We start from the raw sequence: 20605 nt of genomic DNA, 5'->3' as shown, positions 1-20605 counted from the left end.
TTATCCATGGCCAAAACTCGCCACACTGTTGTACCTCGCATATGGCACAAAAAGCCATACTCGTGTCCCCCCCTGTCAGGTATAGGGGACGGATATAATAAATATTTTTGCTGCGTATGCTACCACCTTAACCATCAAAACACCTGTAGATTATCCGCTTTTTCAGGCTTATCTGAGATGAACGCTCACTCAGCACCCGAAAAGGGCTTAACCCGTGTAACAATCGCGATCGCATTGTTAAATACGTTATAATATTTAAAGAATGTGTATCCTGGTGGGATGCATGATTGCGATCGCAAACCGCAATCATGATCTAACAAAGAGAGGGAGCTTATCTGTAAGGTATTACTTTTGGTAACCTTGTGGATTAGTGCGCTGCCAATTCCAAGTATCGCGCATCATATCATCAATGCCTCGGCTGACTTTCCATCCCAGCTCCTGATAAGCCAGATCGGCATTGGCCCAGAAAGCAGGCAGGTCGCCATCACGACGTGGCAAGATCTGATAAGGGATCGTTACGCCTGACGCTTTCTCAAACGCCTGAACCATCGCCAGCACCGAATGCCCTACGCCAGCCCCAAGGTTGTAGGCCTTAAATCCATTGATCTTTGGCAGATGATCCATCGCCTTCAGGTGGCCTTCGGCCAGGTCCATGACATGGATGTAATCGCGTTCTCCCGTTCCATCGCTTGTCGGATAATCCCCACCGAAAATACCCAGCTTCTCCAGCTTGCCGATAGCCACTTGTGAGATGTACGGCAGCAGGTTATTGGGAATGCCATTGGGATCTTCACCAATCAAACCGGACTCGTGAGCACCTACCGGATTAAAATAACGCAAGGCGATAATCGAGAACTGAGGCTCTGCTTTAGCGAAATCTTGCAGGATCTGCTCCACCATCAACTTTGATGTCCCATAAGGGCTGGTTGTCCCGCCGATCGGTGTCGTCTCTACATAAGGTACCGGCGAATTGGCACCATAGACAGTGGCAGAAGAGCTAAAGATAAAGTCGTGCACGCCGGCACGACGCATAGCATCCAACAACACCAGCGTGCCGGTAACGTTATTCTGATAATACTCCAGCGGCTTGCGCGTTGACTCCCCTACCGCCTTAAGACCGGCGAAATGGATCACGGCAGTGATCTCATGAGCGCCAAAGATGCGCTGCAGGCATTCGGCATCCTGAACGTCTCCCTGATGGAACTCTGCGGCTTTCCCCGACAGTTTCTCCACCCGCTGCAATGACTCCGCAGATGAGTTGGACAAATTATCCAACACCACGACGTCCTCGCCACGCTCCAGGAGCGATAGCACGGTGTGTGATCCGATGTAACCAGCACCACCGGTAACTAAAATTGCCATATCCCCCCCTTATACTTCGCAACATTCTTGATTCGACAAAAACGCCCTTATCGATACCGGGCGCATCATACAACCTTCTGGGCGTACCATGAAGAGAGAGCGGTAAAACCGCTCTCATCCTAGACTATTCAATGTATTAATCGTTAAATTTGTGCACCGAGCAACGCCAAAATCTCGTCGGTCTTCGCTTGCATCAGCGCAACATCGGCGCGCGATTCGACATTAAGACGCACCACAGGTTCCGTATTGGAGGAACGCAGGTTGAAACGCCAGTTTGCGAACGACATGCTGATGCCATCGGTATAGTCTACCTCATCCGCTTGCGCCAAATAGTATTGCTTGACGCTTTCAATGGACACGGCCGGCTGTGTCAGTTTGATATTGATCTCACCGGAAGACGGGTAGGCGGCAATGCGATCCTGTACCAGTTGCCCCAAAGTTTGTCCTTTCACACTGACCAGTTCGGCAACCAACAGCCACGGGATCATGCCGCTGTCACAATAAGCAAAATCACGGAAATAGTGGTGGGCGCTCATCTCACCGCCATAAATGGCGTCTTCCGCACGCATGCGTTCCTTAATGAAAGCATGGCCGGTTTTCGACATCACGGGCACGCCACCCGCATCGGTGACCACATCGACAGTATTCCAACTCAGACGCGGGTCGTGGATGATCTTCGCTCCCGGCTGTTTCTGCAGGAAGGCTTCCGCCAGCAAGCCGACGATGTAATAACCCTCAATGAAATCGCCTTTTTCATCGAACAGGAAGCAGCGATCGAAATCGCCGTCGAACGCGATCCCCATATCAGCGCCATGCTCACGCACCGCATCGGCGGTATCCGCGCGACATTCAGGCAGCAAAGGGTTGGGAATACCGTTAGGGAAAGCCCCGTCCGGCTGGTGATGCACCTTGATAAACTCCAACGGCACGCCCCGCGCCTTGAGTTTCGCCTCGATGGCATCAATCACATGCCCTGCCGCACCGTTGCCCGAGTTGAGCACCAGCTTCAACGGCTTGAAGTTTTTCACGTCGACGTAAGACAGTATGTGCTCTACATAAGCCCCCAATACGTCCTGGCGGACATAGCTACCGCGCGTTGCTGCCGGCGCCTGAAAGTGATTTTTCTCCGCCAGTTCTTGAATCGCTCGTAGCCCGGTATCGCCGCTGATTGGGCGAGAGCCTTCGCGCACTAACTTCATGCCATTGTAATCGATAGGATTATGGCTGGCGGTCACTTCCACGCCACCATCGGTTTTTAAATAGGTTGTGGCGAAATAGATTTCTTCGGTACCGGTTAAACCGATGTCTATCACATCAGTGCCAGAATCCTGTAAACCTTTCGCCAGCGCCAGTTTCAGGCTTTCACTGGTCAACCGCACATCGCAGCCCAACACGATCCGTTTGGGCTTCAAAAACTCGCCATAGGCACGCCCAATACGATACGCGATGTCCTCATTCAGCTCTTCGCCCAGCTTTCCCCGGATGTCATAAGCTTTAAAACACGTCAATTTTTGCATTACCAAACCCTGTTAAACTCTGCCATAGCGATCTTGCAAACGCTCAATATCATCTTCTTCCAGATAGCGCCCCGACCTGACCTCGATCATTTCCAAATCGATTTTTCCCGGGTTTTCTAGCGTATGGACACTGCCCGCAGGAATGAAGGTAGACTGATTTTCCGACAAGAAGAACTCTTGATCATCAACGTTAACTCTTGCTGTCCCACTCACAACGATCCAATGTTCGGCACGGTGGAGATGGCGTTGCACCGACAACCCCTCCCCTGGCCGCACAATGATTTTCTTCACCTGGAAGTGCGTGCCGCTGTCGATGTCGCAAATCTTGCCCCAGGGCCGGTAGGCGGTGGAATGTTGGCGAAAATGATGAAGATTGCGCTTTTTAAGCTCATCAACCACTTTCTTTACATCCTGTACTTTATCCTTATGAGCGATCAGCAAGGCGTCAGTGGTGTTGACCACGATCAGGTTTTCCAACCCAATGGTTGCCACCAACGCAGACTCCGAAGAGATGTAATTGTCACTGGAGTCGATCGAAATAACGTCACCCACATTGACATTGCCCAACGGATCTTTCTTGGAAACGTTCCACAATGAAGACCAAGAGCCGACGTCGCTCCAGCCGGCATCAATGGGAATCACTACGGCATCACGCGTTTTTTCCATCACCGCATAGTCGATGGAATCACTTGGACAGTGTTTGAAGATGTCTTGCTCAACCCGGATAAAATTCATGTCGCGTTGGCTCTTATCCACAGACTGCTGGGTTGTGCTAAAGATGTCGGGGCTGAACTGCCGCAATTCCTGTAAGAACTTGGCGGTCTTGAACATGAACATACCGCTGTTCCAACTATAATCTCCGCTGGCGAGGTATTCGACCGCTTTCTCCAAACGTGGTTTTTCCACGAATGCATCAACCTTGAAACAATCATTGGACAGGTGACTGCCGCGTTTGATGTAGCCGTACCCGGTTTCCGGATGTTCCGGAATAATGCCAAACGTGACCAGATGGTTATTGCCTGCAAACGAGATAGCCGTCTGGATCGCCGCGTGAAAATTATCGACCTTCGTGATCAGATGATCTGCAGCCAGCACCAAGAGCATGCTGTCTTCGTCTTCTTCCGCTGCAAGATGAGCGGCTAACGCCACTGCCGGCGCAGTATTGCGCCCTACGGGCTCTAAAATGATATTGGTCGCTAATTGTCCGATTTCACGCAATTGCTCGGCAACCAAAAAACGATGTTCCTCATTGCAAATGACCAAAGGAGCGGCAATTTCAATACCGCCCAGCCCCGACAAGCGCTGTAACGTCTGTTGCAGCAGGCTCATCCCACTGTCATCAATAGAAAGAAACTGTTTAGGGAACGATTCTCGCGACATCGGCCACAGACGGCTCCCAGCACCGCCGGCCATAACCACAGGGATTAATTTGGACATTATCTACCCTTTACTCAGTCATCGTTCTTATAAGGACGACGCCACTCATCAGCAGCATCATTCTAAAATTCGTACGATCGTCGACCAATCGCTACATTTTGCTAAAGTATAAATTCCCCTAACCTACTGCCCTTTGTCAGGAATGATGTTCAGAAATAAACCCGACGAGTAAAAACACAGGAGGAACAACCTGCCGATAACATAACGTATTAACGAAAAAAGAGCAGCATAGCGCTGCTCTTTCAGATTAATGCTCATAGTGAATATGTTGCTAGCGACTGCGGGCAAAATACTGCGCGACCCGCATAACATCTTTTTCATCCAACGTACCGGAGTCGCTCAGCAAGGTGATCCATGATTTGATGTAGGCGTACTTGGCGGAGGCCAGATCGCGTTGGGCACTATAGAGCTGCTGTTCGGCGTTGAGCACATCGACGTTGACGCGTTGCCCGGCCAGCACGCTCTGCCGAGTCGCCGTCACCTGTGTAGTAGCCGATTGTACCGCCAACTCATAGGCCGCTACCTTGGCGCGGCTGCTGATGCACAAATTGTATTGCTTGCGCAGATCGTTGAGCGTGGTGCCCGTCTGTGCATCCATTTCATACATCGCCTGGCCATAGCGCGCCGCCGCCTGCCGGGTCGACGCCGAAACGCCGCCGCCGGAATAAATAGGCATGCTGACCTGCACGCCGATGCTGTCGGTACGGTATTTCTGGTTAACCGTATTATCGCTGCTGGAGTCGTTTTCCGAATGCGAAGCATACAGCTGAACCTGAGGCATAAAGCCCGCACGATTCCTTTCGACATCATACTTGGCGGCATCCACGCTATGACGCGAGGCGGCCAGCACCGGGTTGTTCTCCAGCGCGATCTTCTGCCAATCTTCGAACCTGGACGGGATCAGCGGTGCCACCTTGAACTTGCCCGGCCGCAAGACCTGCAATTCATCCAGTTGGTTCAGCGGCATGCCGATAATCACTTCCAGCTCGCGCTGTGCGGCGTCCAGCGCGTCGCGCGCTTCAATTACCTGCGCTTCGGCCAGGCTGTAGCGCGCCTGGGTTTCCGATACGTCGGTAATTGTGCCTTCACCCGCGTTCATCAGGCGATCGTTCAAGGTCAGCTGTTCCTTGTAAGCCGCCTTTTGCGCTTCGGCCAACGCGATTTGATCCTTGGAATAGGCGACTTCGACATAGGCGTTAATCACCCTAACAGCGAGATCCAGCAACTTGCCGCGATAGCGCTCGTCCGACATCATCGTCTGTGCCACACCGGCTTTGTAGCGCGCGTACGCTTCATAGTCGAATAGCGGCTGCGTCAGCGTGATCGAACTGGAATAACTGCGATATTGCTGCCGCCGGGTGACCTCCGAAACATTGCCGAAAAAGTCGCTCTGCGGGTACTTTTGCGTCTGCCAGTTGCGCGGCGAATTCTGATAGTTCAGCGATACCTTCGGCAGCAGCCCCGCCCTGCCGATGTTTTCGTTTTCATCTCCCGCCTCTTTCTCTTTTATAGCCGCCCGGAAAGTCGGGTCCTTCTCTAATGCCAGCGAATATGCGTCTAAAATCCCTATCGAATAAACCGGCGCAGATATCGCAAACAAAAGGGTGCCGATAACCAGACCGGCAGCCTGTCGTTTTGATTGAATCAAAATTATTCCTCGGTTAATGAAGTATGAGCGCGATCCAAAATAGGTTTAAACAGATAACTCAGCAGCGAGCGTGAGCCCGTTTTCACGAACACCTCGACCGGCATCCCCGGCTTGATGTCCTCGCCACTGAGCATCTTCATGCCCTCCGGCGAGACCGTGACCTGCATCTGGTAGTAAGGTTCTCCATTGGCTTTGTCGACCAGGCGGTCGGCGGAAACCAGCGTGACCGTCCCCGGAATTTTCGGGGTTTTGTTTTGGTTGAAGGCGGTAAACATCAGATCCACCGGCAACCCGTTGTACACCTTGTCGATCAAATCGACTTTCAGGCGAGAATCCACCACCAGCGTCGCCTGGCTGGGTACAACGTCCATCAGGTGGTCACCCGCTCCCACGACGCCCCCCTGAGTGAAAATATTCAATCCGACCACGGTGCCATCCACCGGTGAGGTGATGGCGGTGTTGCCCAGATCGAAGTCGGCCATTTGCAGCTTGTTGCGGAACTCGCTGGCGTCCATTTGGGTTTGCGCCAGTTGCGTCCTGACCTCGCGCTGATAGTCGGCGAAGCGCTGATCGATACGCTGCTGAGATTCCTGCAGCTGCTTTTGCAATTGACCAATCCGCCCGATGGTTTCATCGATGCTGCTGTTCACCTCAGCGAACTGGCGCTGGACTTCCAGATAACGGTTGCGCGGCAAATAACCGTCCGCCGCCAGTTGCTTCATGCTGTTCATCTGCTCACGCAGGCTGGAAAGTTGGATCTGCTTGTTGGCGCGCGAATCCTGCAGGCCTTTCAACTGGAATCGGATCCCATCCATCGACTGCTTATAACCGTCAATTTCACTTTGCAGCCCCTGGCGGCGAGAGGCGAACAGCTGCGTTTGCAACGCGATGATTTCGGCCACGCGCGGCTGATCCTTAACCTGGGTGAAAACAGGGGAAAAAGTGACCTTGCTCAGACCATCGCGTTCAGCCAGTAAACGCCCTTCAGTGGCCAGCGTGGTGTAGTACTGATCGCGCAGCGAATCAACCTGAGCCTGTGCCTGCACCTGGCTCAATTGCACCAGAACCTCACCGGCTTTCACCTTGTCGCCGTCTTTCACCGCGATGTTCTTGATGATGCCGCTGGCCGGGGCCTGCACCGTTTTGCGGTTGCCGGAAACGGTTACCGATCCCGGTGATGCCACCCCTTTATCCAGAGGGGCGAACGCTGCCCAGGCCAGAAATCCGAACAGACCAATTCCCACTACCAGCCAGCCCATCCGGGTAAACCGCCGTTCGTCCTGCGGGATCTCTTCAATATACGAGTCTTGCGGCTCGCCAATATGCGTCGACATACCAACTCCTTTAAACTGCGGATGGCAATAAAGCCATCAGGCAATTCACGGCTTAATTAATTTGCGTTTTTGGGATGTTGCCTTCATCCGGCTCAGAATTTACCGCCCTCACCGCTTGCTGAGGCTGTTGCGTCTGGGCTTTTTGCGCATTGGCCAACGCCTGAAGCACTTGTTGAGTCGGGCCGAACGCGTTGACGTTGCCATTCACCAACAGCAACAACTTGCTGGTCATCGACAGCAAATTGGTGCGATGGGTAATCAGAACCACCGTTTTATTACGTTGCTTGAGGAACATAATCGCCTGGTTCAACGCTTTCTCGCCCGCATCATCCAGATTGGAGTTAGGCTCATCCAATACCACCAGCGAAGGGTCGCCGTACAAGGCGCGCGCCAGGCCGATACGCTGTTTCTGTCCACCGGACAACCCAGCGCCGCCGTTGCCGAGCACCGAATCGTAGCCGTTAGGGAAACGCAGGATCAGTTCGTGCACACCGGCCAGCTTAGCGGCTTCAATGACTTTCTCTGAGTCGATATCGTTAAAGCGAGCGATATTCTCGGCGATAGTCCCGGCAAACAGCTCAATGTCCTGCGGCAGATAGCCGATATACGGCCCCAATTCATCCTTGTTCCACTGATAGATGTCAGCATTATCCAACCGAACAATCCCTTCACTGACCGGCCAAATGCCGACCAGCAAACGCGCCAGCGTCGATTTCCCCGACGCGCTCGGGCCAATGATCCCCAGCACGTCACCGGGCTGGATGGCAAAAGTCACGTTATGCAATACCGCATCGCCTTTGGAGCCCGGCGGCGTGGCGGTGACGCCTTCTACTGCGAGTACCCCTTCCGGACGCGGCAAGGACATACCGGTACCACGTTGCGGGTGCGTTTCCAGCAGCTTGACCAACCGGCCATAAGAAAGCTTCGCCGCGCTGTAGCTCTTCCAGACGTTAATAACCTGCTCAATCGGCGCCAGCGTTCGCCCCATCAGAATGGAGCCGGCGATCATCATACCGGGCGTAATGTGCCCATCGATCGCCAGCCAGCCCCCCAGCCCCAGCACCAGCGATTGCAGCGACATGCGCACAAACTTGGTGATCGATGTGACCCGCGATGCGCGTTCGCTGGCGATGCGCTGACTGTTCAAAAACCGCTGGTGCAGACCGAACCACCGGCGTTTCAGGTTAGGCAACATCCCCAAAGCCTCGATCACTTCGGCATTTCGCAGATTGGTGCTGGCCAGCGTACCGGACATAATCGACAGCTTGCTGGCCTCCGCCAGCGGCTTTTTCGACACCATTTCGTTGATCACCGCCAATGCGATCAGCAACAGCGCACCGACCAGGGCGAAAAGCCCCAACCAAGGGTTAAAGAGGAATATCACCAACAGATAGATCGGAAACCACGGCGCATCAAAGAAGGCGAACAGCGCGCTGCCGGTAAGGAATTGGCGCAGATTGGTCAAGTCGCTCAGCATCTGGCCGGCGTCAGACGAACCGTTTTTCAGATTCGCCTCGTAGGCCGCAGTGTAGACTCGCGTGTTGAGACGCATATCCAGCTGACTGCCGATACGGATCACCACCATGCTACGCACGTATTCCAACAGCGACATCATGCCGAACATGCCCAGCATGATCAGCGTCAGCATTAACAGCGTGATTTCATTACGAGAAGGAAGCACCCGGTCATAAACCTGGAGCATATAGATAGAAGGAACTAGCATTAATAAATTAATAAATGCGGTAAATATGCCAACGGTCCAAAAAACCTTACTGCGAGTCCGTATAACATCCGCAATTTCATTGCGCGGTATAAATTGATTCACTTTTTTTCCTTATATCACCAACATCGCCTATGTAGCCCTAACCACTAGGTAAGGAAATTCTTAAAAAGAGACTTCAATGCCTCCTTCTTCAAGAACATATCTTAGGCCAAGGTAGATTTCCTTTAACTATAGACAGATAAAGTGGAGACCAGCAAGGCGACCATTAAAAAAAAAGCAAACCAATTTAATAAAAAAATCATATAAAACATCAAATTACAGAAAGAGCAAAAAACAAACAACCAGGTACCCCATTATTATAACGTGATAGTTGTCAAAAAATTAGTTTCAAATGAAATAATCACCAACAAAACAATGGTTAATTCTATACAAAAATTTCAAAAAAAACACGAAAAAAAATTAACACACTGAATTTATTAGCATTCCCTGAAAACCAATTAATTTAATAAAGATTTTCCTAACCTTGACATTTTATCCGAATGCTTCTTTATTTAATAAACGGCAGTGGGTTTATTTTATACGTTCTCTTTGAGAGCGCCACGGCTTGACGCCTTTTTTAGGCGTCATCTTTTGACTTACCCGAAGGGGCTTTGAGAACGGTAAGTCAATTAAAATGGCATATATATCCAAGGGGTAAATTATGGCTTCTTTAGCATCACAGCAGATGGCTGCTGCGCTTTATTATGCTGTCATTGGCAAGAATGCGTCCGCAGACGCGTATGATTTCTTCGGCAAGCAATTGGAAACAGGCAATAAAACCATTGCCACCTTAACAAGTAGCCTCCTGAGCTCAGCTGAAGCTACTGCACGCTTCGCCGGGAAAACTTTGGAACAAACGATTACTCAGGTTTATACCAGTGTTTATGGAACCGCACCTGACTCGTCAACTCTGGCAAGCCTTGTAGGAACAGGTTCTGCTGCGTCTGCCCTCTCCACGCTAGTTTCGAATTTAATTAATTATCAAGGATTCGATACTACAGTCTTGTCTCAACAAAATACCTTCGTCAATCAGATCGACACGGCCCTGTATCCTGTAACAACGTCGACTGCAACTGCAGGTTCCGCCAACGTTCAAGCTCTTTACTACGTATTGGGTCAAGATCAGGTTCAGTCGGGTATCAACTTCTGGGGCACTGTGCTTGCTAATGGCACAAAAACCTTCGCGCAAGTTGCCAACACTTTTGCTAACTCCAGTCCGACACTAACCGGGCTAAGTAACAGTGATTTTATTAACCTGGTTTTCCAGAACGCCTACGCCCGTGCAGCAAGCTCTGCCGAGCTGAACCAATATCTTTCTGAATTGACTGGGGGAGCTACACGTGGTCAGATACTGACCGAGGTCATTACTGGCATTCGAGGTACCGTCGCTCCAAGCGATGCCACTGCGCAAACTAACTTTAACGCCGCGACCCACGTTTACCAACCGGGTGAATTACCAAACCTCAGCCTGCAAGAGCAAGCCGCTTCTATTTATCTGGCTTTACCAGACCGCGGCATTGATGCTCGCGCCCTGGACACATGGAGCAAAGCTCTGGCTTCTGGAACCAGCTTCGTAGCGCTTAATGCGAAACTGATTGCAACCCCAGAGTTCCAAGCTAAAGGCGCTCAACTTACCGGTGACGCATTTATTCAACATGTATTTACTGCTGTATACGGTGTACCGGCAACAGCGGCTCAGTTAGCAGCATACTCCGCTCTGGGTTCTAAAGAAGCCATTTCGGCCGCAATCATCAACGATTTACGAAATTCGACCGCGACAGATAATACTACCGTTTCTCAACAACATGCATTTGAAGACGCGATTGGTACCAGCTTGTTATATAAAACCTTCGCCACTTTATCCAGCACCAGCGCAGGCGGTAATGCTACCGGTACCATCAACACCGGTAACAGCCATGTGCTGAGTAATGCCGAAACTGCCGTTTTGCTCAATGTGATTCTCAACGCAGGTACAGCAAGCACGGTTAACCTCCAGTTTGCCGATCACTTGTCCAATCTCACAATCAACGGCACAGCAGCTTCAACCGTTAACCTGTCAGCCAATGGTGTCAATCCTGGCGTCGCGGTATCCGTTAATAACGGTAATGTGATCCTCAACGGCAGCTCCGGTAACGACGTCGTCACCGTAACATCAACGGCTAACGTTGCAACCGGCACAGGCAATTTCAACGTGGGTGCTGGCAACGATATCCTTAAGTGGGCCGGTAATGCAGCAACCAATAGTCCGAACACCGTGTCGTCCTCCATCAAAGCTGATGGCGGCGCTGGCACCGATACTATTTCCGCCAACTTCTTTACCAAGTCAGTTGTCACCAACCAGAACGCTCTGGGCATCCGTACCAGCACAATCAGCAGCAACGCCAACAACTTCAGCAACTTTGAGAAAATCGATATGACAGGCTATATCGGCCAGTCTACCGGTACTCTAATCACTACACCGTTGATTGGCAGCCCAACCACTACACCGGTCACCACTCCGTCTCACGTTTTTGACTTCGGTCTTTTGAACGGTACCGCAACGGTAGAAGGAACGACCGGTGGCACGGTCACACAGGCAGCCACGCCAACCAATATGGGATCGCAGGGCTTTGTCTTGAATGGCCTAACGAACGCCAGCGTCATCAACGTCGCCAGCGGGAGTGCGGCCGCTTTGGAAGTGAATGGCGATGCAACAGCTTCGACAACACTTAACTTCAGCTTCGTTAACGCCGCAACGCAATTTGGCATTACCTTTGATGCGGCCAGCTCCTCCAATGTCAACGCCGGTGCCATCGGCCTGACCGGCAGCGCGCTGACTGCACTGAATATTGCCTCTGGTGGTACCGGCACTTTTGATAACGTACTTTCACTTGCCGGTAATAACAGTGTACTGACCAACATTAACGTGACGGGGGATCATCAGCTCGATTTAACCGTTGGGTCGGGCTTTACCTTTATTCATGACATCAATGCATCTGGCAACAGTGGTGGTTTAAACCTGACAACCAGCCACGGCGGTACCGGTGACGGCCTCATTGTTCAATTGTTGAATATCCTTCCATTGAGCGCTCTGACTACGTCGCTACTTACACCTGTCCTTAATACCTTGGGGTTAAACGGTTACCAAATGACCGTTGAAGGTTCCAGCGCCGGCGATACGCTGAATGTTGCGGCAAACACCACGTTGACCGGCGGCGCCGGCGCCAACACTTACATGCTGCAATCCAGTACCTCGCAAGCAGGTAACACTATAACTGACTTCAATACCGCTAAAGACAAGATTGTCGACCATCTGTCGGGTTTAACCCTGTCTAATACAGGCTCTGCGGTTGCAGACTACGGTACGCGTTCAGCGGATATTCTCGACGGTGTATTGGGTAGCTTGCTGGGCACTCTGACCGGCGGAGTTGTCGGTTTACTCGGTGGTATCCTTGGCTTGAATACAGGGTCACTAACCGCCAAGGTTGGGGTTGCGTCTGTTGCTTTTGATAACGGAACCAATAGTAACTACGTTATCATCGATAACAACGACAACCATAACCTAGATTCGGGCGATACCGTGATTTATCTAACGGGCCAAAGTCATGCAAGTTTAATCAGCGACCTGCATTACGCATGAAATACTACCAGCTAACACACTGACCCGGGGGAAACCCCGGGTTTTTCAATCCGCTATTTGTTAACTCATGATAGACAGCTTGGATTAATGAATCCCGAGTCATAGTTTTTCATTCGATGCAAGAAAAATTGTAATCATGCAGCGGCTCAGTCAAGTCAATAAGGTAGGGGTAATAGAATTTTGAGAAGGTTTGCAGAAATACTAATGCTTATTACTTGGAAATACCTAAAAAGGTATAACGGACTAACGACTTAACATGCCGACTAATGGTGGGGTAACGAAATATCCGGGGAACTGGTGGCTGCAAGAAAGGTTCAACTATGAGATGAGGAAAGTATATTATATTGAACAAGGCACCCTAATTAGCCCGTACCGACAATCATAGCAGTGGTTCAGAACTGAAGCATACAAGAAGATTAAAACCTTCTTATCATTAAAATAAAAGCGCCATCATTAACTAATGACGGCGCTTTTATTTTGGGATTTACCAGGGTGACTTAATATCTCCCTTTGATCGTATGATAATCGGCGTACTACTATTTATGTCATAACTGTCTGTGGTTTTCATCTCGATAAAGGGCTGAATTTCTGTTTTATTTTTTTGCACAAGAGAATGCATGAAACTCATTGAGGCTTTGTTAACATCGTCGCTAGATTTCCTCCAGAAAACCAAGGCACTTTCATCACCATTTACGAACTCAATTTTCACGCGGCCATCTTGTGAAGATTGATAGCCTTTAACTTTATATTTAGTAGAAAATGCGGAAATTCTCTGTAATGCAATAGCGGCAGGTTTAGCACTACCATTTGCATTGTATAAGCCAAAATTATGCTCATTAACCCGTGGGTTAGTGCCATCATTTATTAGATCGTACCACCAAACCCCTTTAATATACGGTCTAGCCTTAGCCATCAACGTATATTTTACAACAAATTGTGCGGAACTATTGAAATCAAGCCCTCCCTGACCACTATAGTTAGGAACACCAATCTCGGTGATATAGAGTGGCACCTCCTTTCCGAAGGAATTTTTCAAATGTCGCTCATAATTATCGATGACCGCCAGATTACCCTCAGGCGTTCCTAAATTTTTATCTGCAGCACGATAACCATAAGGATGCAATGCAATGCCATTAATCTCATCAAGAATGCCCAAACGTATCAATGAATCAAACCAATCAATTGAGCTCTGAGTAATTGGGTTAAAAGATCCAGTCAAGATAATCGCATTAGGATCAGCTTTACGTATCGCCACGGAAGTCTGCTTCACCAGCTGATAGAAAACCTCTGGAGGAGGAATATCTAAGGGTTTAGCTATATTTCCAGTACCATACAGCCATTCATTCCAAACTTCGTAGTACTTTACCTTACCCTTGAAGCGAGAGGCTACCCAGTAAGCATAATTGGCGAATGCAGCTATAGCCTCAGGCGTTCTTGGATAATCCGTCGCCCTACCGGTTCTCGGATATCCTTTAGGTTGATTATAAAGATTATTACCATACCCTAGGATCACTAAACCACTAAAGCCATACTTACTCAGCTCGTTGTTGATAACATCATCATTCCGCGCCACATACTGACCGGCTTCGTATACTCCTTTATTTTCTTCTACATGGCTCCAATCATAATCAAAGCGCACAGAGTTAAACCCATCTTTCTTCATCAAGTCAAGATAAAATTCATTAGCGCGCGGGTAATTACGCATATGAGTTGAGACTCCGAGTTCAAAAGAAAAAACGGACGGAGTAACTAGTAAAGAAATAAAAAACAAAGCCACACGATTACTACATTTCCGCCTGTTGATTAACCGCATATTCCAACAATCTCCGGGAGTCGATGTTTAATCATTAAAATTTCAATAAGCAGCCTTATGAATAAAACCTTTGAATACGGTTAGGAAAATTATCTTCAAATCAAACCAAACAGACCAATTCCTAATATATTCAAGATCAAACTCAACACGCTTTTCCATTTTATCCAGGGTATCGGTTTCACCACGCCAACCATTAATCTGAGCCCAACCCGTGATGCCAGGCTTCATTTTATGTCGCAACATATAACCACTAATCAACTTACGGTACTGCTCATTATGAGCTATTGCGTGCGGACGTGGACCAACAATTGACATATCCCCCTTCAGTACATTAAAGAATTGCGGTAGCTCATCAAGAGAAGTGCTACGTAAAAATGCGCCCAGAGGAGTAATTCTTGAATCACCTCTCGTAGCCTGTATAACCTTGTCGCCATTTTCCATGACGCTCATTGAACGGAACTTCCACACTTCAATAGCTTTACCATCAATGCCATAACGCTTTTGTTTGAATATAACAGGACCTGGTGAGGTTAGCTTAACCAGGCACGCAATAATCAATAAAACCGGAGAGATAAATAAAATAATAAGTAGTGCTAGCGTGAAGTCTTCGATCTGCTTAATAATAGCATTAACACCACTCATCGGAGAATCAAAAAGTGGGATAACGGGCACTCCATTTATCTCTTCACTTCTGGACTGCAGTAAGTTAAAGGTGAACAGATCAGGAATCAGCATAACAGAACAAGTGGTATCTGTTAGTTCAGCCGTTATCCTCTTTATTTCTTGTTCTTGCTCCATAGGCATTGCTATATATATACGGTCAATTTCCCCCTGCTTAGCATCGATGATAAGTTGCTCAATCCCTCCTTTAAATAGTAACGTTTGACTATTTACAGATGTATCATTGTAAATACCAAGCACATTGAAGCCCATCCAATGCGCCTCAGATAAACTTTCTGCCAGCTTGATACCAACAGGCAGTGAACCAACGACCACAACGTTACGTGTGTTATAGCCCAGTTTACGCAGAATACCTAATAACTTTCTAATTAGATAACGTCCAACGATCAGCCCAAGAGCAACTAACACATACCATTCAACGTAGATTCTTGGCTCGCTTGAAATATAATCCGTAAAAATGAAAAGGAAAGAGGTTATTAACAAACTCATAGTCCAATTGATCAATATAGCTTTTATTTCGAGGCTTCCTCTCACTCCGCGCCAAGAACGATAGAAATCAGTCATCCCTCCGATCATTTGGAAAACGACCAAGTTAGCTAGCACTACTAACAAGTGTTGAACTTCAAACGACTTATCGGAAAAAGTGCAAACCACATACAACCCGAAAAACATAATGGAGATATCGACGAATCTCTGCAATATAGATGTTAAAGAAGAATTTGCTTGGACTGCCCCACGTCGGAATGCACTCATATTTCCTTACCTATTAATATAATGAACACTGTTTAGACAGCTTCTACCTCGTATTACATCGCGTTAATACATGTTGAATAAATTAATTTACAGTTAAAATCGCAGTAACGAAGCAATATTATGGAGGGTTAAAACATGTTGACCAGATACTCTAGCAAATCATTAAATATATTGGATGCTTTGTATTCGTGAGTCACTGATAAACAGTATCGATAATCAAAATAAATCATTATCAAATTTTCATTGAGGGTATTATAGCCTGGTAGACTTTATCCGTATTCGAAAGCATTTTTTCAGAAGTAAACTTCCTTAGAAACTCCTCTCTGGCATTTTCTCCCATAATACGCCAATCAGAAGCGCTATACTTGGAGAGTAATTCAGCCAGTGCCTTAGGGCGCGATAAAGGGAATAATTTACCGGTAAGACCATCTGTTACAACTTCCGGCAAGGAAGTGGAATCACTGGCTACAACGGGTAAACCATAACTCATTGCTTCCAACGGAACCATCGCAAAACCTTCCCACCGACTAGGAATTACCAGAATATCAGCATGGGTAAAGTAAGGAATCAACTCATCAGCGCTCAACCACCCCGTATAGCTGGTCTGAGGCAGCTCCTTATTTTCGATATAGGAACCGTGCACCGAGCCACCAATCGCAGTTAAATGAAAGGGTTTGCCTTTTAACATGCCCATTGTTAGCTCCAAAATATCAAAACCTTTCTGATAATCAAAACGGCCAACAAACAACAAATTGGTAACACCCTCAGGATAAGGATTCTTGTATACCTGCTGCACATCTTTTACTTGCGGCACACCATTATAGACAACGACAAGTTTATTTTCCGGAAGGCCATGATTGATGCCTTGCCGGCGCTCATATTCACTAACACAAATAATTGCATCGGTTATTTTCGACAACATTACTTCAACGAAAGCATAGGCTTTTCTCTTTGCAGATGAGCCTGGAATAATGAATGAAAAGGCATGAGGACAGTATACAATTTTGGGTCTTCGCACTGGCCAAAGAAGTATTAATGCCAATCTTCCCAGTACACCAGAAAATGTACTATGCAGGTGAACAATATCAGGCTTATCCTTTAAAACAAGCTGAACAAATCTTTTCGTAAATGCGACAAAAGATAATAGGTTACGCCCAGTCCGCTTGAAAGTAACAATATTGTTCATATTAAGTGGTGATAGCTCAGATGCCTGATCCTCAGGAACCAAACATATCATATGGGATACATTTTCATTCTTTGCCTGATGTATGGCAATTTGTCGCATAACGGTGGCAACACCACCTTTAATCGTTTCCGCAGCGTGAAAAATCTTCATTACACCCAACCAATTATTTTAAATTCATACCAGCCACGAGGTCATTAACTATTCTTGCTGAATGATGCCAAGAGAAGCGAGTTATATTTTCCCTACCCCTAACTCTCAACTCATCTCTGAATGCATCGTCAACAACGACCTTTTCCATAGCATCTCGAATTTGAAGAACATCATTGGGATTAAAACTAAGTACGCTATCACCCAATACCTCCGGCATAGATGCAGTATTAGATGCAATAACCGGACAACCGCAGGCTTGAGCTTCCAATGGAGGTATTCCAAAACCCTCATAAAATGAAGGAAACACAAAAGCCAACGCATTTTGGTATAGCGTGACCAATTGCTCATCATCAACACGACCTAAAAACTGGATATTTTCATCAGTCAGAATTTTTTCGTTAAATTCTGGAGCAAGAAAGCTCTCCGCCGTTTTCCCAATGATCTTCAATGACAAATTGTTTTTATTTGGCAATAAAGAGTAGGCTTCCAACATACCATGAAAATTCTTATGAAAATTAGGAGATGAAACTGCCAACAAATAAGGCTTACCACTCGAAAATTTTCTATTTTCTGCATTTGGTACAAATACCTCACTAACAGCATTATATACAACGCTGATCTTCTCAGAGGGGTACTTATAGGCTTTATTTATTTCTCGTTTCGAGAACTCACTTACTGTAATTAAATGGAGGCTGTTCCGGAGCATTAATGGTATTAGCGTATTATACATCAAGCGAAATTTTCTAGAAAAACTATGAGGGTATCGCTTATAAGTAATGTCATGATGAGTGACAATCTGATTTTTATAGAACATGGGAGCTGTACTACACAGATTTAGCAATAATGGAGAACCATTTTCTTTTAAAAAGCTCGGCAATGTAACTTGCTCCCAAAAATGCCCAGCTCTCTCACCGATTATCTTTATATTCACCCCCTCGGGGAAGGGGTTTCTTAATATCCCTTTTGGAGCAACAAACACAATATCATCTCTGATTTTAATTAATGCCAAGCATATTTGCTCCGCGAATCGTTGAACACCAGTCATTTCCTGCGTAAGAAATCTTGCATTGACATATAACATACGAAAATCCCTGATATATTTTTACTGTTTATCCAGGAGAGGTGATTAAACCAAGTGGAGATACGAGCTAATTCATTCTAATCAGCTCGTATAATAATTAGTCTTTTTTACTCTCGTAACTATAGTTATAGTAACCATAGCCATAGTAACCAGCAGACTTGCGCTCTTGAGCGTTGAAAATTACGCCTTTAATGTGAACGCCACTGTTTTCAAAGCGTCTAACGCTCACTTCAATTTCCTTCAACGTCGTCACATTATAACGAGCAACAATCATACTGGTACCCACCAACCGTCCAATAATGGATGCATCAGTTACAGCCAAGATTGGTGGGCTATCAATCAAGACCATATCGTAATTTTCCGCAGCCCATTTGACGAATTCAGAAAAACGTTCGTGCATCAATAGTTCAGAAGGATTAGGCGGTACTTTGCCACGCGGCAAAAAGTCCAAATTTGCCACTTCTGTCGCACTGATTGCCTTATCCAGCGGTACTTGACCAGAAAGAACACTAGACAGTCCGTATTGATTATCATTGCTAAGTACTTCATGCAACCGTCCGCGACGCATATCAGCATCAATCAATAACACACGCTCGCCTGATTGGGCGATCACTGCTGCCAGGTTAGCACAAACAAATGTTTTACCAATTGCAGGAGATGCACCGGAAATCATTACTACTTTATTTTTAGCTTCTAGCATGGCGAAGTGCAGACTAGTTCGCAGACTACGTATTGCTTCAATTGCCAGATCTGCGGGATTAGCTTCGGCGAGCAGTAACCCATCTTGGCGGAGCCGATTTTTACTTCTGATCAACATAAGATCTTTTTTCTGTTGAATTTCAGAAATAGGAATGCTGGCATAAACGTTAATTCCAATTTCTTCCAATTGCCCAGGGTTTTGCAGAGCACGATGCAAGATAACCTTGAGGAACACAATACCTGCAGAGAAGAATGCGCCAATAATAGTGATTAAGAAGACTAACAAAAATCGCTTAGGTGAAATTGGATTTGGTAATGTCACAGCATCATCAACAATTCGCACATTACCAATAGTACTAGCTTTGCTGATGCTAAGTTCCTGTTGCTTATTCAGTAAAGCCATATATATTTCCTGCCCCGCTTGGACATCGCGGTTCAAACGCAAAATCTCTTGTTGCGTCGCTGGCATCGCGCTAATACGCTTATTTAACTTATCTCTCTCTCCTTCCAAAGTCTTCCGCTTATCCATTAAGGAACGATAGGCTGGGTGATCTTTAGTGTACAGCTGAGATATTTCGGCTTCACGCAAGGTCAATTGATTTAATTGAGACTCAACACCAACGACAGTATCCAACAACGACTTGGCCTCAAGCGAAAGGTCAACGGAGTCCTTTTTCTCGCGATAGGCGTTTAGTTTATTTTCAGCATCATCTAACTGAGCCCGAACTTGAGGTAATTGTTGTTCAAGAAACTTCAGGCTCTTTGCAGCCTCTTCTGACTTACGCTCTACGTTCTGTTGCAGATAATTATGGCTAATACTACTGAGAATCTTTTTAATGAGAGCAGGATCTTCGCCCGTGTAATTTAATCCCAATACACCAGTATCTTTACCTTTGTCGGCGACTGTAAGGTTCTGCCCCATGTCTTCAAGAACGCGTAGCTCACTTCTTTTTATCACAGAGAATTTCGTGCCAGGTTTAGACTTGATGTCACTTACCAACAGCGAGATACCATTCGCCGAGGCTAATTTACCTACTTTACCTTGCAGTACTTCATCACCGTTAAACTCTAATTGATAACTATTTTCGTCTAAAACATTTAGAGTCAATTCTTCATCAATCAGCGAATCTGGAACCGAGAGACGCGAGAGCGCAATTTCATTTGGCTTTTGCGATGTCAAACGCGCCCACCCTTTTCCAAAAATAGGAAAATACTCTGGTGTGACTTGAGTTTCCAATCCCAAATCTTTCACTGTTTTTCCCACCACCATGCGAGATTGAATCAACTCAATTTCAGCATCACTCTGTGGCTGACTATCGGGCAACATAGAAGAAATGTCATTCAGTAAAGACGTACCTGTATTTTTTTCTACTTGTATCAGTGCAGTGCTTTTATAAACAGGTGTAGCAAAAATTACATACACCAATGATACAGCAGCAAAAAGACCGGTTACTGCAGTGATCAGCCACTTATTAGCTAATAACTCGGCAAATAAGCGATGCAGGTCTATTTCTTCATTTTGCTCTTTTTGTCCCTGAGGAGTTTCTTTATCTAACATAAAAA

Annotated in this window: 12 protein-coding genes; 1 reads left to right on the top strand and 11 read right to left on the bottom strand. The window is 47.1% G+C overall.

The annotated features are described in order from the left end of the window. Nucleotides 1–345 precede the first annotated feature (345 nt). The 6 genes from galE to WFM45_RS03645 all read right to left on the bottom strand — a co-directional run bounded on the left by galE (nucleotide 346) and on the right by WFM45_RS03645 (nucleotide 9123). The gene (galE, locus tag WFM45_RS03670; protein WP_336954648.1) at nucleotides 346–1362 is read right to left on the bottom strand and encodes a UDP-glucose 4-epimerase GalE; all 1017 of its coding nucleotides are present in this window, start codon (nucleotides 1360–1362) and stop codon (nucleotides 346–348) included. 143 nt (nucleotides 1363–1505) lie between these two features. Then, on the bottom strand, nucleotides 1506–2879 hold the full coding sequence (cpsG, locus tag WFM45_RS03665) for a phosphomannomutase CpsG (RefSeq protein WP_336954646.1): 1374 nt from the start codon (nucleotides 2877–2879) through the stop codon (nucleotides 1506–1508). A 12-nt stretch (nucleotides 2880–2891) separates the two neighbouring features. After that, nucleotides 2892–4316 carry a mannose-1-phosphate guanylyltransferase/mannose-6-phosphate isomerase gene (locus WFM45_RS03660; protein WP_336954644.1) on the bottom strand — a complete coding sequence of 475 codons (1425 nt, stop codon included), beginning with the start codon at nucleotides 4314–4316 and terminating at the stop codon, nucleotides 2892–2894. A gap of 271 nt (nucleotides 4317–4587) precedes the next feature. Further along, the gene (locus tag WFM45_RS03655; RefSeq protein WP_336954642.1) at nucleotides 4588–5964 is read right to left on the bottom strand and encodes a TolC family outer membrane protein; all 1377 of its coding nucleotides are present in this window, start codon (nucleotides 5962–5964) and stop codon (nucleotides 4588–4590) included. Nucleotides 5965–5966: 2 nt separating this feature from the next. Continuing rightward, complete coding sequence (locus WFM45_RS03650) at nucleotides 5967–7298, bottom strand: HlyD family type I secretion periplasmic adaptor subunit (protein WP_004938859.1); 1332 nt, start codon at nucleotides 7296–7298, stop codon at nucleotides 5967–5969. A gap of 52 nt (nucleotides 7299–7350) precedes the next feature. Then, nucleotides 7351–9123, bottom strand: coding sequence for a type I secretion system permease/ATPase (locus tag WFM45_RS03645; protein WP_028127960.1), 1773 nt, complete (start codon nucleotides 9121–9123; stop codon nucleotides 7351–7353). Nucleotides 9124–9721: 598 nt separating this feature from the next. Here WFM45_RS03645 and WFM45_RS03640 point away from each other — a divergent pair. After that, complete coding sequence (locus WFM45_RS03640; protein WP_336954639.1) at nucleotides 9722–12679, top strand: beta strand repeat-containing protein; 2958 nt, start codon at nucleotides 9722–9724, stop codon at nucleotides 12677–12679. 484 nt (nucleotides 12680–13163) lie between these two features. On the opposite strand, the gene WFM45_RS03635 is transcribed toward WFM45_RS03640, so the two are convergent. From WFM45_RS03635 to wzc, 5 genes are all read right to left on the bottom strand, one after another. After that, nucleotides 13164–14492, bottom strand: a complete 1329-nt coding sequence (locus WFM45_RS03635; RefSeq protein WP_336954637.1) for a cellulase family glycosylhydrolase — start codon at nucleotides 14490–14492, stop codon at nucleotides 13164–13166. Nucleotides 14493–14534: 42 nt separating this feature from the next. After that, the gene (wcaJ, locus tag WFM45_RS03630) at nucleotides 14535–15926 is read right to left on the bottom strand and encodes an undecaprenyl-phosphate glucose phosphotransferase (RefSeq protein ID WP_311266230.1); all 1392 of its coding nucleotides are present in this window, start codon (nucleotides 15924–15926) and stop codon (nucleotides 14535–14537) included. A 232-nt stretch (nucleotides 15927–16158) separates the two neighbouring features. Next, nucleotides 16159–17262 carry a glycosyltransferase gene (locus WFM45_RS03625; RefSeq protein WP_336954635.1) on the bottom strand — a complete coding sequence of 368 codons (1104 nt, stop codon included), beginning with the start codon at nucleotides 17260–17262 and terminating at the stop codon, nucleotides 16159–16161. 13 nt (nucleotides 17263–17275) lie between these two features. After that, nucleotides 17276–18343: a glycosyltransferase family 4 protein gene (locus WFM45_RS03620; RefSeq protein WP_336954632.1), complete on the bottom strand. Its 1068-nt coding sequence runs from the start codon at nucleotides 18341–18343 to the stop codon at nucleotides 17276–17278. 97 nt (nucleotides 18344–18440) lie between these two features. Continuing rightward, on the bottom strand, nucleotides 18441–20600 hold the full coding sequence (gene wzc, locus WFM45_RS03615; protein WP_336954630.1) for a tyrosine-protein kinase Wzc: 2160 nt from the start codon (nucleotides 20598–20600) through the stop codon (nucleotides 18441–18443). Nucleotides 20601–20605: the final 5 nt, after the last annotated feature.

Origin of the sequence: Serratia sp. KG1D, from assembly GCF_037150675.1 — a bacterium.
GTDB lineage: Bacteria > Pseudomonadota > Gammaproteobacteria > Enterobacterales > Enterobacteriaceae > Serratia > Serratia nematodiphila.
Note: the sequence above shows the minus strand (reverse complement) of the source record. Positions and strands in the feature narration are given on the sequence as shown.